The organism is Limnohabitans planktonicus II-D5 (assembly GCF_001270065.2).
GTDB classification, from domain to species: domain Bacteria; phylum Pseudomonadota; class Gammaproteobacteria; order Burkholderiales; family Burkholderiaceae_C; genus Limnohabitans_A; species Limnohabitans_A planktonicus.
The window spans coordinates 208,850-221,950 of sequence record NZ_LFYT02000002.1; the positions used below are offsets into that span (position 1 = coordinate 208,850).

The following is a 13,101-nucleotide window of genomic DNA, read 5'->3' on the forward strand; positions in this document are numbered from 1 at the left end:
AAACAGCATGCCCATGACGCACCAAAGCGAGCGCGGCGAAACCTTGACAGGCCTGCTCGTGGGCCTGTCGGTGGGTTTGGTGGTGTTGGCCGCAGGCAGCGCGCTGCTGGCCAACCACCTGCGCGGCCACCGCATGGCCCTGCAAGACAGCCATCTGCACCACGACCTGCGCTCGGCCATGGACTGGATGTCGAGGGAACTGCGCAAAGCCCAATATTCGGCCAAGGCTTGGGAAACACGCTCGCCCACGGCCTGCACAGACACGTTTTGCGATGGTTTTGAAGACTTCAGCATCGAAGACGACTGGATCGACTTCAGCCACGACCGCAACCACAACGGCGAAAAAGACAATGATGAATGCATGGGTTTTCGGCTGTCAGACCAACGGTTGATGGTCAAAAGATCATGTGTGCTCAACGGCAACTGGCAATCCAGCGGCGACTGGCAAGCCATCACCGACCAGACCAGTCTGGAAATCACGGCGCTGAGCTGGCAGTTGCGCTGCGAACTGCACCAAGGCTGGCTGCACCGCAGCGTTCAAATGAATTTGACGGCTCAGTGGCCGGGCGATGCCACCCGGCAAGTCAGCCTGACTCAGACCGTGCATTTGCGCAACGACCTGCCCGCTGTCATGAAAGCGCGGTTTTGCCCATGACAAGAACACGGTCACCTTTGTTGCGACAAAACGGTGCCATCACCTTGCTGGTGGCCATTGGGCTGGTGATCCTGGCCAGTTTGGCCAGTTTTTACAGCGCCCGCAGTGTGTTGATGGACCAATTGGCCAGCCACAACCACGCCCGCGCCAGCCAGGCCAGACTGGCGGCCGATGCCGCCTTGGCCAGCGCACAGGCCACGCTGCCCCACACAGGCCCGGAGGTCAATGCCCTGTTCAACACCTTGTCCACCTGCCCTGCGAGCGTGAGCGGGCCGCAGTGGCAGTGCACGCGCCTGAACCCTGCACAACACCCGGCCATGCCACAAGCCCAACTGAGCGCCACAGCGGTGCGCGACCTGGTCCTGTCGCCGCATGTGCTCACCTTGCATGCCAGCGCCATCATCAGCGGACAAAACAGCCAGGCCCAAGTGCGAGAAAGCGTCTTCGTGCCTACCGTGGCTGCGGCACCGGTGCTGTCTGCCCAGGCGGCGCTGGTGCTCAACGGCTGCGTGAGTGAGGCCACTGGTGCCAGCTTGCGCGTGTGCCCCTTGGTCAGCAAAGACGAAGCCTGCGCCAGCACCGCCAAAGGCCCGGCGGTGTTGACGCATTTCGTGGTGGACACCAACCGCAATGGCAGCATTTCCACTGCCGAAAAGAACGCCTGCCTGGCCTTGAGCACCAACACCTTGCCAGGCGGTGGCAGCAAAACCGGGCCCGCGGTGGCGGTGCCGCGCAGCCCCTGCATCCGCGCCGCTTGGCAAAGTTTGCTGGGCGACATCACCGACACACAACTGCAAGCTTGGTCCACCGCGCAAGAGCGCAACGGCCTGACGGCGCAAACCACGCCGCCCCGCTCGATTTACTGGGTGGACAGCCCCGCAGACTGGCAGCAAAGCGTGGGCACGGCAGACACACCGGCCCTGCTGGTGTTTTCGGCCAAGGCCTGCGCCCAGCGCTGCCCGCGCATCGGCACGGGCGTGCGCATCTACGGCAGCGTCTTGATCGACTCGGGTTGCAACGACGAAAAAATGCGCGGCTGGCAAGCCGGGACCATTGAAGGCCAGCTGGTGGTGGAGTCCGGCATACCCGAATGGCGATCTGGCACGCTGCTGGCCCGCCCCGACGGGCGCAATGCCTACATCCTGAACTGGCCAGAGGGCATGGATGCGACTCGGGTGCAACGCGTCAACGGCAGCTGGAGCGAGGGCACGCCATGACACGCTGCGCCCACACCCAGCAAGGCATGGCCTTGATAGAAGCCCTGATCGCCTCCGCTGTGCTGGGCATCGGGCTGGTGGGCGCTACGCAATTGACCCTCAAAACCCTGCACATGGCCAGCGAAAGCCGCCAACACACCGTGGCCCAGCACCTGGCCCAGGAGGCCATGGACTGCTTGCATGCCCGCGCCAGCGTTTGCCCCGGTGAAGAAAAAATCCTGGTGCAAGGCGTGCGCTACACCCGGCAAGCGCGCAGCACAGCGCGAGGCAACGGCCAGATTCAAGACCTGCAAGTGAGCGTGAGCTGGGCCGCCAGCGGCAACAGTGCCAACGGCGCAGTCCTTTCAAGCGCCTCGGCCGACAAGCGCATCGAATGGCACAGCAGCGTCTCGGCTGTGCCCGCTTGGGTAACCGGGCCATAATCGATTTTTTTCAGGTGCAGCGCCTGAATACCCTCATCATTTGACCGCCGTGCCTGCTTCAATCGCTCCCCTCTCCCCCCTGCCCCACCCCCTGCAAACCGCCCTGAATCTGGCCCGTCAGGCCCTGTGGCTGACCTCGCCCAACCCGCGTGTGGGCTGCGTCATCACTGCCTCTGACGGCGCGGTGCTGGGCCAAGGCCACACCCAGCGGGCAGGCGGCCCGCATGCCGAAATCATGGCCCTGCGCGACGCAGCCGAGCGTGGCCACAGCGTGCAAGGCGCCACCGCTTGGGTCACGCTGGAGCCCTGCGCACACCAGGGCCGCACTGGGCCCTGTTGCGATGCGCTGGCCGTAGCTGGCATTGGGCGCGTGGTTGCGGCCATGACCGACCCCAACCCGAAAGTGGCAGGCCAAGGCATGGCGCGCTTGGCAGCTGCGGGCGTGCAGACCGAAACGCTGGCCCCTGGCTCAGACGAAGCCATTGAAGCGCGTGAACTGAACATCGGTTTTTTCAGCCGCATGGAACGCGCCCTGCCCTGGGTGCGCATGAAGGTGGCCGCCTCACTCGACGGCCAAACCGCCTTGCAAAACGGCCAAAGCCAGTGGATCACCGGACCCGAGGCCCGCGCCGACGGCCATGCCTGGCGTGCGCGTGTCTGCGCCATCCTGACCGGCATCGGTACCGTGCTCGAAGACGACCCTCTGCTGAATGTGCGCGGCCTCGATGTGCCTCGCCAACCGCATCTGGTGGTGGTGGACAGCCGCCTGGACATGCCTTTGACGGCCAAACTGCTGGACACCCAAGGCACAGGCGAGCAAGCCCGCCAAATCTGGATTTACACCGCTACCGCCCCCCAGGACGCACAACACGCAGGCAAACGCGCCGCACTGATCGCACGGGGTGCCACCGTGATCGACATGCCCGGCCCCGGCGGCAAGGTGGATCTTGCCGCCATGCTGCGCGATCTGGCCCGGCGAGAGATCAATGAGCTGCATGTGGAAGCCGGACACAAGCTCAACGGCTCCTTCATCCGTGAAGGGCTGGTGGATGAATACCTCATCTACATCGCGCCCCAGCTGCTCGGCCCCGGCCAAGGCATGGCCAATTTGCCAGCGCTGACGGCACTGAGCGACGCGGTGAAGTTGGCCTTTCACGCGGTGGACCGCATCGGCCCGGATGTGCGTTTGCTCTTGCGCCGCGCCTGACAACTGCCCCCTGAAGTGCCTACCCGCAGTTCGGCACTCGCAGAGTCCGACGTTTGCCAAACCACCTGCGATCCACTTTCACGTCTTGTCAGTTTGCTCACATCCGTCGGGGTCTTCGACCACCGACCTACAAGAGCCTCAAGCCCTCGTAGGTCCCTCGTAGGTCGGCACTCGCAGAGTCCGACGTTTGCCGAGCCGTCCACGTACCTGATTCATGCCTTCTCAGTTTGCCTACATCCGTCGGGGTCTTCGACCACCGACCTACCAAAGCATCCCCGTAGGTCGGCACTCGAAGAGTCCGACGTTTGCCGAGCCGTCCACGTGCCTGATTCATGCCTTGTCAGTTTGCCAACATGCGTCGGGGTCTTCGACCACCGACCTACAAGAGCCCCAAGCCTCGTCGGAAGCGTCAGCTCCGACATGAGGGCTTGGCACGTCAGTGATCAAGACGTCCAAGCGACAAACTGCATGCGGCACTCAGGGTCAAAATAGCGGCACTTTTGCTGGAGACATGGAATTGAACCTCGCCCACTTGCTGCAACGCCAAGCCCGCATGGCCCCCGAGCGCCCGGCCATCTTCTGCGGCACCCCATGTGTGGCCACCCATGCGCAGTGGGCCCATCGCTGCCAACACTTGGCGGCGCAGTTTCAAGCCGCAGGCTTGCAACCCGGTGACCGGGTGGCGCTGTTCATGCGCAACCATGTGCGCTATCTGGAAGTGGTGTTTGCCGCCTGGTGGGCGGGGCTGGCCGTCGTGCCCATCAACGCCAAACTGCATGTGCGCGAAGCACAATGGATCATCGACAACGCCCAGGCCCGCTGGGCCTTTGTGACGGCCGACATCACCCGCGACACCGGCGAAAACCTCTCGGATCTGGAGCGCGTGATCGACGTGGACAGCGCCGAGGCCGATGCCTTCTGGCATCTGCCCGAACAACCCATCGACACCCCGATCACCGAGCGGCAAGCCGATGACCTGGCCTGGCTCTTCTACACCAGCGGCACCACCGGCCGCCCCAAGGGCGTGATGATCACGCACCGCAACCTGATGACCATGGGGCTGGGGTATTTCTGCGATGTCGACGCCGTCAGCCCGCAAGACACCATTGCCTATGCAGCCCCCATGTCGCATGGCGCGGGCATTTACGCCATTCCGCACCTGATGGCCGGGGCTCAGCACATGGTGCCGCCTTCGGGCGGATTCGATCCAGCCGAGTTGTTTGCCTTGGGCCAACAAGTCGGGCCGCTGTCGATGTTTGCCGCGCCCACCATCGTCAAGCGACTGGTGGACCATGCCGAAGCAGCGGGCTTGTCTGAACAAGCTTGTGGCCAATCCTTCAAGACCGTGGTGTACGGCGGTGCGCCCATGTATGCGGCAGACATTCAGCGAGCGCTGCGCGTGATGGGCCCGCGCTTTGTGCAGATTTACGGCCAAGGCGAAAGCCCCATGGTGGGCACGGCCCTGTCGCGCCACCACCTGCAAGACACCCAGCACCCTCGCCACCTGCAGCGACTGGCCTCGATTGGCGTGGCGCAAACCCCGGTGAACATCCGCGTGACCGACACGCAAGGCCGCGACTTGCCACTGGGCGAGATTGGCGAAGTGCTGATTCAGGGCGACAGCGTGATGGCCGGCTACTGGCGCAACCCCGAGGCCACGGCCCAAGCCATCCAGAACGGCTGGCTTTTCACCGGCGACATGGGCTGTCTGGACGCCGATGGCTTTTTGACCCTGAAAGACCGCAGCAAAGACATGATCATCAGCGGTGGCTCCAACATCTATCCTCGCGAAATCGAAGAGGTGCTGCTGCACGCACCGGGCGTGGCTGAAGTGGCTGTGGTCGGTGCACCGGACCCTGAATGGGGCGAGGTGGTAGTGGCGTTTGTGGTGCCGCAAGCGAGCCACACGCTAGACACCGCTGCACTGGACGCGCTGTGCCTGCAAGAGATCGCCCGCTTCAAGCGCCCCAAACGCTACGTGGTGGTGGACAGTCTGCCCAAGAACAATTACGGCAAAGTGCTCAAAACCGAGCTGCGCCAGCGGCTGGCCTGAGAGGGTCTTTCAAAGTCCATGCCAGCTCTGGTGCCACCGAGCGACGAATGCATCCCCTTATTGATTCGGCCCGATGAAGTCTGAGCCGTGCGTTGCCCGTTGGAAGGATTTTGTGAGAGCTTGCCAGCCAAGGGAAAAGCCAGTGGTCCACCAGCGTCTGGTTGCCAACAAGGCGAGGTCCCACAAGGTGCAAGATTGAAGTCACCCTGCAGACTTCAGAGGGCCGGATCAATAGGTTGGAAGCTTCAGCGCCGACGTTTTGCCTTCGCCAAAGGCCCTGTGTCGGGGCTAAAGCGACCGACCTACGATGACGTCCCAGTAGGTCGCTGGCTTCAGGGTCGACACTGGCACAGAAAGCGCAGTGACCGTTCAAAAGTTCAAGGTTTTCACGCCAGTGGACGTGCCCAGCAAACACACTTGTGCCTTTTGCAGCGCAAACACCCCCACCGTCACCACACCAGGCCACTGGCTGACGGTATTTTCAAACGCCACCGGGTTGGTGATCTTCAGGCCCTTCACATCGACGATGTGCTGGCCGTTGTCGGTGACCAGCGGCTGACCGTCTTTCACGCGAACCACCGCACTGCCGCCCATGGCCGCGAACTGGCGCATGACCCGGGCCGTGGCCATGGGGATGACTTCGACCGGCAAGGGAAAGTTACCCAAGGCATCCACCAGCTTGCTCTCGTCCGCGATGCAGACAAACTGTTGGCTCTGAGCAGCCACGATTTTTTCGCGGGTGAGCGCCGCGCCGCCGCCCTTGACCATGTGGCCCTGGTGGTCGATTTCGTCTGCGCCGTCGATGTAGACCGACAGGCTCTCGACCTCGTTGCTGTCAAACACCGGAATGCCCAGTGCCTTGAGGCGCACGGTGGAGGCCTCGGAGCTGGACACCGCGCCCTTGATCTGGTCCTTCATGGTGGCCAGGGCGTCGATGAATTTATTGACCGTGGAGCCCGTGCCCACGCCGACGATTTCGCCAGGGACAACGTATTTCAGGGCGGCTTGGCCCACCAGGGCTTTGAGTTCGTCTTGGGTCATGAAAGGGGCTCGGTTGGAAAGTCAAAATTGCAGGCCGGGGTTTGCGACAATCGGAGCAACCGATCCCCACGCAGCGCCCCTGCACCAGCCCGGAATTATCCAATGTCCCTGATCCCATATTGCCTGACCCGCCCTGTTTTGTTCCGGATGGACCCCGAAGAGGCTCACGAACTGACCCTCTCAGGCCTGGCCCGCACCCAGAACACCCCGCTTGACCGCCTCTACCGCCAGCCCTTTGTGGCCCAACCCATCACTTTGGCGGGCCTGCAGTTCCCCAACCGAGTGGGCCTGGCCGCAGGGCTCGACAAAAACGCCCGCTGCATCGACGGTCTGGGGGCCATGGGTTTTGGCTTTGTCGAAGTCGGCACCGTCACGCCCAAGGCGCAGCCGGGCAACCCCAAGCCGCGCATGTTCCGCCTGCCCGAAGCCAACGCGCTGATCAACCGCCTCGGCTTCAACAATGACGGGCTGGACGCCTTCATCGCCAACGTCAAGCGTTCCAAGTTCCGTCAGCAGGGTCGCCTGCTGGGTCTCAACATCGGCAAAAACGCCGCCACCCCGATTGAAAACGCCACCGACGATTACTTGATCGCGCTGGCAGGCGTCTACCCACACGCCGACTATGTGACGGTGAACATCTCCAGCCCCAACACCAAGAACCTGCGCGCCCTGCAAAGCGACGAAGCGCTCGACGGCCTGCTGGGTGCCCTGGTGGCGCGGCGCGAAGAACTGGCGGCAGAGCATGGCCGCCGCGTGCCCATGTTCCTCAAAATCGCCCCCGATCTGGACGAAACGCAAGTCGGCGTGATCGCCGCCACCTTGCAAAAGCACGGCATGGACGGCGTGATCGCCACCAACACCACGCTGGCGCGTGACGCGGTGAGCGGCTTGGCACATGCCGAAGAAATGGGGGGCCTATCAGGTTCGCCTGTGCTCAAAGGCAGCAATCGAGTGATTCATCAGCTAAGAGCAGCCTTGGGCAAGGACTTCCCCATCATCGGCGTGGGCGGCATCCTGAGCGGGCACGACGCAATTTCAAAAATCGAAGCGGGGGCCGACGTGGTGCAAATCTACACCGGGCTGATCTACAAAGGCCCAGCGCTGGTCACCGAAGTGGCGAGTGCGCTGCAGCAGATGAAGCGCTGAAATCAATGAAGGCCTTGGCGGGCCTCATGGCTGCGCCGGGTGTTCCGCCAGATAGCGCCTCAAGGCCTGGTTGATGCGCGTTTGCCACCCCTGCCCTTGGGCGCGAAACGCTTCCAGGATGTCCTTGTCTAAGCGGATGGCCACCTGCTCCTTGACGCCACTGCCTGCTGGCCTGCCGCGTTTGCGGGCCAATGCCAGGCCGTGCGCCAACTCTTCAGTCGTTGCGGGGCGTTCGTCCTCATCCTGGCCATCCCACACATAAGGGGCCTCGCGCTCGCTGACCTTCAATGCCTTGATCACGTCTTTACGGCTCATCGCATTCGTTTTCGATCCAGACAAGGTAAGCCTCTCTTTCTTCACGGCTGGCACGGCGGAAACTGATGATTCGACAAGACCCATCACGGGCCGTGTGCACCACCGTCAAAACAGCCAAAAATCCCATGGCATATGACATGGACAAGGTTCGTGGCTCTGCGCCGCGAAGCACCGGGATATCCAGTCGATAGCGGGAATCCAGAACCGCCCCTGCCAAGGCAAAGTCAAGACCGTGCTTGCGCAGGTTGATTTGCCTTTTGGTTTCATCCCAAATCAGCTTGGCATCCATTGAATTAATGTAGATGCGTTTAATAAGAAGGTCAAGGCTTTTGACGCCTAAGGTGAACTGCCCCTCTCGATCAATCCTTGAAATACACCAGCTGGTGCGTGCTTGCCAGAAGCTGGCCCTCGGGGCTCCACAACTCACCAGTCTGGTCAAAGTAGCCGTGGCGGTAGTTGAGCGCCTTGGCCACGCCCAGCACATGGCGCGAGCCCACCTGCGTCAGCAAGGCGCTGTCGGCGTGGAAATAGGTGGTGAGGGACACGGTGCCGATCATCGCTCGGCGGCGGCGGCGGATGTAGATGCGCGGAAAAAAGGTGTCGCTCAAGGCTGCCAGCGAGGCGAAGTCCAAGGCCCGTTCGGGCTCGTCGCGCACCCACAGGGTAGAACGCGAATGGCTCTGCTCTTGTTCGTCAAAGGCCGTTGGGAGCGCCCCTTCGATAAAGCGCATGTCGTAGCGCTGCGGAAAGGCGGGCAGGCCTTTGACAGGCATGCGGGGCACAGCGTCTGCCGTTGGCAGGTTGGCGGGCATCACCGCTTCGACATCAGACCAAGTCTCGCGTCGCACGGCAAACACTGCAGTGGCGGTCGCCACCACGCCTTCCGTCTGATGGGCTTCGATGATCCAGTGCTGGGTCGAGCGGTTGGTGCGCACGGGCCGCGCCACAAATCGGATCTCACCATCGGCCACCGGGGCCGCAAAATTGACCGTGAGCGCCACCGGCTCGCCCAGGCGCTCAGGGTGCAGCATGGCGGACTGGAGCAACTGCGCAGCGGTGGTGCCACCAAAGGGCCCCACCATGTTGGCATAGGCTGGATGGGTCGAGCCGATGAATTCGCGGGGCGCGTCCTGACGCTCTGAAACGCGCAGGACGATGGCTTCGTCGAATGGGTGCATGCAGTTGCTGTTGGACGTGATCATGCGCCTGATGATAGGCGCACCAAGACGCGTTGTGCTGTCTCAAAAGGGCTCAAAGAAGCCGGGCGCAAACCTCATCGGCAATCGCCAGAGAACTCGTCAATCCCGGTGACTCGATGCCCAGCAAGTTCACCAGACCGGGCACACCGTGCTCGGTGGGGCCTTGGATCATGAAGTCGGCTGCCGCTTCGTGCGGTGCGTTGATCTTGGGGCGCATGCCCGCATAACCGGGCTGCAGCGCACCATCTTGCAAAGCGGGCCAGTATTTGCGCACCTCGGCATAAAAAGCGTCACCCCGGCGCGGGTCGACTTGCAGGTCAGCGGGGTCATCGGCCCACTGCACGTCAGGCCCAAACTTGGCCTGACCGCCCAGATCGAGCGTGAGGTGCACCCCCAGCCCGGCCGCTTCGGGCACGGGGTAGATCAAGCGCGAAAACGGGGCCCGGCCTGCCAGCGTGAAGTAATTGCCTTTGGCGTAATGGGCTTGCGGCAACATGCTGTGGTCCAGCCCATCCATTCCCCGCGCCAGCGCCACGGCATTCAATCCTGCCGCATTGACCAGCACCTTGCACGCCAGCTCGGTGCCGTCTTGTGTGGTCACGCGGATCGGGTGCGTGGCGGTGCCTTGACGCACACCGATATGCTGCACAGGCGAGACCAGCGCCAGCAGGCCGCCCGCGTTTTCCATGTCGCCTTGCAGTGCGAGCATCAGCCCGTGGCTGTCCACCACGCCCGTGCTGGGCGAGAGCAGCGCGGCTTCGCAGGAGAGTGCGGGCTCCAGTGCTCGGGCTTCGGATGCGCTGAGTTTTTGCAGGTCGTGCACGCCATTGGCGGCGGCCTTGGCCATGATGCCGTCAAGCGCCAGCACTTGCTTGGGGCTGGTGGCCACGATCAGCTTGCCCAGGCGCTGGTGCGCCAGCCCACGCTCGGCGCAGTAAGCGTAGAGCTGCCCCTTGCCTTGCACGCACAGCCGCGCCTTGAAGGAGCCTGCCGGGTAATAAATCCCCGCGTGGATGACCTCGCTGTTGCGCGAGCTGGTGCCGGTGCCGATGGCGTTTTCCGATTCGAGCACCAGCACCTCGCGGCCCGAGAGCGCCAGCGCCCGCCCCACAGCCAGGCCGACCACCCCGGCCCCGATCACAACAGCTTCGATTTGTTCCATGGGCAGCATTGTGGCTCAGAGATCGGTGTTCTGAAGGAGCTTGCCTGCAAGCGAAAAGCCCGTGAACCACCACACCCCGTTTCGCCAGCAGAGCTGCCCCTACACAGGCAGTCAAGCTGACACCCGCAAGACAGACACGAGCCCCACGCACGGGCAGACTGCCAAGCATTCAACAAGGAGACCGTTTCATGTCGCTGTTCAATCTCACAGGCAAAGTCGCCGTCGTCACGGGCTCCAGCCGGGGCATTGGCAGATCCATCGCACTTCAGCTGGCCAAGCAAGGAGCCAAAGTCGTCGTCTCCAGCCGCAAGCAGGACGCCTGCGAAGTGGTGGTCAAAGAGATTCAGGCCGCTGGCGGCGAAGCCATGGCGATTGCCGCCAGCATCTCCAGCAAGGAGCAGCTGCAAAACCTGATCGCGAAGACCCGTGAGACTTGGGGGGTGATCGACATCCTCGTGTGCAATGCGGCCACCAACCCCTACTACGGCCCCACCACGGGTATGAGCGACGAAGTGTTCGACAAGGTCATGCGCAACAACGTGCTGGCCAACACCTGGCTGTGCAACATGGTCTACCCCGACATGAAGACCAAGCAGGACGGCGCCATCGTGATCGTGTCGTCGATCGGTGGCCTGCACGGCTCGGCCATCATCGGGGCCTACAACCTGTCCAAAGCAGCCGATATGCAGCTCGCTCGCAACCTGGCGGTGGAATGGGGTCCGGACAACATCCGCGTGAACTGCATCGCGCCGGGCTTGATCAAGACTGACTTTGCCAAGGCGCTGCACGAAGACCCGGTGCTGAGCGCCAAATACAACAGCCAAGCGCCTTTGCGCCGCATGGGTGAGGCGGATGACATTGGCGGTATCGCGGTGTTTTTGGCAAGCCCCGCTGGGCAGTACGTGACAGGGCAAACCATCGTAGCCGATGGCGGGATGATGATTCGCTGAACGGCATAAACTTCAGCTTTATCAGCGAAGATGGCACCTTGGGCCTTGAATGATGAACATGCGAGCTTTCACCCTTTTATTGGTTTTGACGCTATCGGCCTGCACCACCGTGGATGACTTCCGAAAAATGTCTGCAACTGAACGCGCTCGCCGAGTGTGTGAACGCAAAAACGACATCCAGCAACTGTCGGCAGAACAGCGTCAATTGGCTGGTGCCATTCAGTCCTCTCAGATGGATTTGGGGCGGGGCTACAAAATTCACAAACAATGCCATCCCGTCAGGGTATATGGCCCCGTGACCACCACTTGCAAAAAAGTGGGCAATCTCACGGAGTGCACCGAGTTCCGCCCCGAAGCTTATGAAACACGCTGCATTGAAACGCCGGTGAGCATCAGCCCCGATCTCGAAAGACAAAACATCCAGGCTTGGTCGTCTGCCCAGATTCAGGTCACACAGCGCCTGCAAGAGGCCTGGAAAAATTGCACACATTTTGTCGAACGCTTATCCCCCGAAGAGGCGTTTCAACAGTACCAGTAAAGCGCAGACGACAAACGCTCACCGTCATGCAGCGGTTCGCAGGCGGACGGATGCATCACCCTAACTCGTGCAAAGGCCAGCGAGGTTTCACATCAAAACTGTAGTGCGCTTGCGCCTTTTGCACGCCAGACTGAAGGCGCATGGCGGCTGCCATGGCGATCATGGCGCCGTTGTCCGTGCACAAATGCAGCTCCGGGTAATGCACGCGCACCTTGGCTTTGGCGCAGGCGGCATTCAATTGCGCCCGCAGTTCGCGGTTGGCCCCCACGCCGCCAGCCACGACCAGGCGTTTCATACCGCTGGTTTTGAGGGCAGTCATCGACTTTTTGACCAGCACTTCCACAATCGCGGCCTGGGTCGATGCGGCCAGGTCGGCCCGCTCGGGCGCGCCTTCGGTGTGGGCTGCAGGGCCGATTTTCTGACTCTGGGTGAGCACAGCCGTTTTGAGGCCCGCGAACGAAAAGTCCAGATCGCCGCTGTGCAGCAAAGGGCGCGGCAGCTTGTAGGCCGTCGGGTTGCCCTGCTCGGCCAGGCGCGACAGCCCCGGGCCACCGGGGTAAGGCAGGCCCATGAGCTTGGCCGATTTGTCAAAGGCTTCGCCTGCGGCGTCGTCAATGGTTTCGCCCAGCAATTCGTAACGGCCCACACCGTCCACACGCATCAGTTGCGTGTGCCCACCTGACACCAGCAAGGCGATGAAGGGGAACTCAGGCGGGTCGGCGCTCAAAAACGGCGAGAGCAAATGCCCTTCCAGGTGGTGCACGCCCAGCACCGGCTTGCCCAAAGACGCAGCCAGCGCACAGGCCACGCCCGAGCCCACAAGCAAAGCCCCGGCCAGCCCCGGGCCCCGTGTGTAGGCCACCACGTCGATATCGGCCAAAGTGCCCCCCGCCTCGGCCAGCACTTGGCGCGTGAGCGGCAAGACCCGGCGGATGTGGTCCCGGCTGGCCAGCTCGGGCACCACGCCGCCATAGGCCTGGTGCATCTCGATCTGGCTGTAGAGCGCGTGCGACAACAAACGCGGCATGTCGCTGCCGGTGGTTTCCACCAGGGCCACACCGGTTTCGTCGCAAGATGATTCGATACCCAAAATTTGCATAGCAGCGAGTTTAAGCGGGCATGGGGAGCAGGCCCGCGCTTGGCCATAATCTCTGTAAATGCGACACGCTCGTCGCGACATTTCGCAATCCATCGGC

The 13,101-nt window shown here is 62.4% G+C and carries 14 protein-coding genes; 8 read left to right on the forward strand and 6 right to left on the reverse strand.

From position 1 onward, the window contains the following. Positions 1-7: 7 nt before the first annotated feature. The 5 genes from H663_RS22665 to H663_RS22685 all read left to right on the forward strand — a co-directional run bounded on the left by H663_RS22665 (position 8) and on the right by H663_RS22685 (position 5,554). Positions 8-655, forward strand: a complete 648-nt coding sequence (locus H663_RS22665; RefSeq protein ID WP_240620315.1) for a PilW family protein — start codon at positions 8-10, stop codon at positions 653-655. Next, positions 652-1,872, forward strand: coding sequence for a hypothetical protein (locus H663_RS22670; protein WP_053175984.1), 1,221 nt, complete (start codon positions 652-654; stop codon positions 1,870-1,872). The genes H663_RS22665 and H663_RS22670 overlap by 4 nt, the downstream gene beginning before the upstream one ends. Next, on the forward strand, positions 1,869-2,294 hold the full coding sequence (locus H663_RS22675; RefSeq protein WP_053175982.1) for a type IV pilus modification PilV family protein: 426 nt from the start codon (positions 1,869-1,871) through the stop codon (positions 2,292-2,294). Before H663_RS22670 ends, H663_RS22675 begins: the two co-directional genes overlap by 4 nt. Before the next feature lie 49 nt (positions 2,295-2,343). Continuing rightward, a complete protein-coding gene (gene ribD / locus H663_RS22680) occupies positions 2,344-3,501 on the forward strand; it encodes a bifunctional diaminohydroxyphosphoribosylaminopyrimidine deaminase/5-amino-6-(5-phosphoribosylamino)uracil reductase RibD (RefSeq protein ID WP_240620317.1) in 1,158 nt (385 codons plus the stop codon). A gap of 517 nt (positions 3,502-4,018) precedes the next feature. Then, positions 4,019-5,554 (forward strand): AMP-binding protein, encoded by a 1,536-nt coding sequence (locus H663_RS22685; protein WP_053176946.1) that lies wholly within the window; start codon positions 4,019-4,021, stop codon positions 5,552-5,554. A gap of 369 nt (positions 5,555-5,923) precedes the next feature. On the opposite strand, the gene rpiA is transcribed toward H663_RS22685, so the two are convergent. Further along, complete coding sequence (gene rpiA / locus H663_RS22690) at positions 5,924-6,595, reverse strand: ribose-5-phosphate isomerase RpiA (RefSeq protein WP_053175980.1); 672 nt, start codon at positions 6,593-6,595, stop codon at positions 5,924-5,926. Positions 6,596-6,697: 102 nt separating this feature from the next. On the opposite strand from rpiA, the gene H663_RS22695 reads away from it, so the two are divergent. Further along, entirely contained in the window at positions 6,698-7,741 is a 1,044-nt protein-coding gene (locus tag H663_RS22695; RefSeq protein ID WP_053175978.1) for a quinone-dependent dihydroorotate dehydrogenase, read from the forward strand. A 24-nt stretch (positions 7,742-7,765) separates the two neighbouring features. Here H663_RS22695 and H663_RS22700 read toward each other — a convergent pair whose 3' ends face one another. The 4 genes from H663_RS22700 to H663_RS22715 form a co-directional block, all read right to left on the reverse strand. Then, positions 7,766-8,056, reverse strand: coding sequence for a BrnA antitoxin family protein (locus H663_RS22700; RefSeq protein ID WP_053175976.1), 291 nt, complete (start codon positions 8,054-8,056; stop codon positions 7,766-7,768). After that, positions 8,046-8,345 carry a BrnT family toxin gene (locus tag H663_RS22705; protein WP_053175974.1) on the reverse strand — a complete coding sequence of 100 codons (300 nt, stop codon included), beginning with the start codon at positions 8,343-8,345 and terminating at the stop codon, positions 8,046-8,048. Before H663_RS22705 ends, H663_RS22700 begins: the two co-directional genes overlap by 11 nt. A 70-nt stretch (positions 8,346-8,415) precedes the next feature. Further along, positions 8,416-9,258 (reverse strand): acyl-CoA thioesterase, encoded by an 843-nt coding sequence (locus H663_RS22710; RefSeq protein WP_053175972.1) that lies wholly within the window; start codon positions 9,256-9,258, stop codon positions 8,416-8,418. Positions 9,259-9,307: 49 nt separating this feature from the next. Continuing rightward, entirely contained in the window at positions 9,308-10,417 is a 1,110-nt protein-coding gene (locus H663_RS22715; protein ID WP_053176945.1) for an NAD(P)/FAD-dependent oxidoreductase, read from the reverse strand. A gap of 188 nt (positions 10,418-10,605) precedes the next feature. On the opposite strand from H663_RS22715, the gene H663_RS22720 reads away from it, so the two are divergent. Both H663_RS22720 and H663_RS22725 read left to right on the forward strand, forming a co-directional pair. Then, entirely contained in the window at positions 10,606-11,367 is a 762-nt protein-coding gene (locus tag H663_RS22720) for an SDR family NAD(P)-dependent oxidoreductase (RefSeq protein ID WP_053175970.1), read from the forward strand. Between the two features lie 58 nt (positions 11,368-11,425). Continuing rightward, the gene (locus H663_RS22725; RefSeq protein WP_133239948.1) at positions 11,426-11,905 is read left to right on the forward strand and encodes a hypothetical protein; all 480 of its coding nucleotides are present in this window, start codon (positions 11,426-11,428) and stop codon (positions 11,903-11,905) included. 55 nt (positions 11,906-11,960) lie between these two features. Here the strand turns inward: H663_RS22725 and tsaD are convergent, their stop codons facing one another. Further along, a complete protein-coding gene (gene tsaD, locus H663_RS22730; protein ID WP_053175966.1) occupies positions 11,961-13,004 on the reverse strand; it encodes a tRNA (adenosine(37)-N6)-threonylcarbamoyltransferase complex transferase subunit TsaD in 1,044 nt (347 codons plus the stop codon). Between the last annotated feature and the right edge of the window lie 97 nt (positions 13,005-13,101).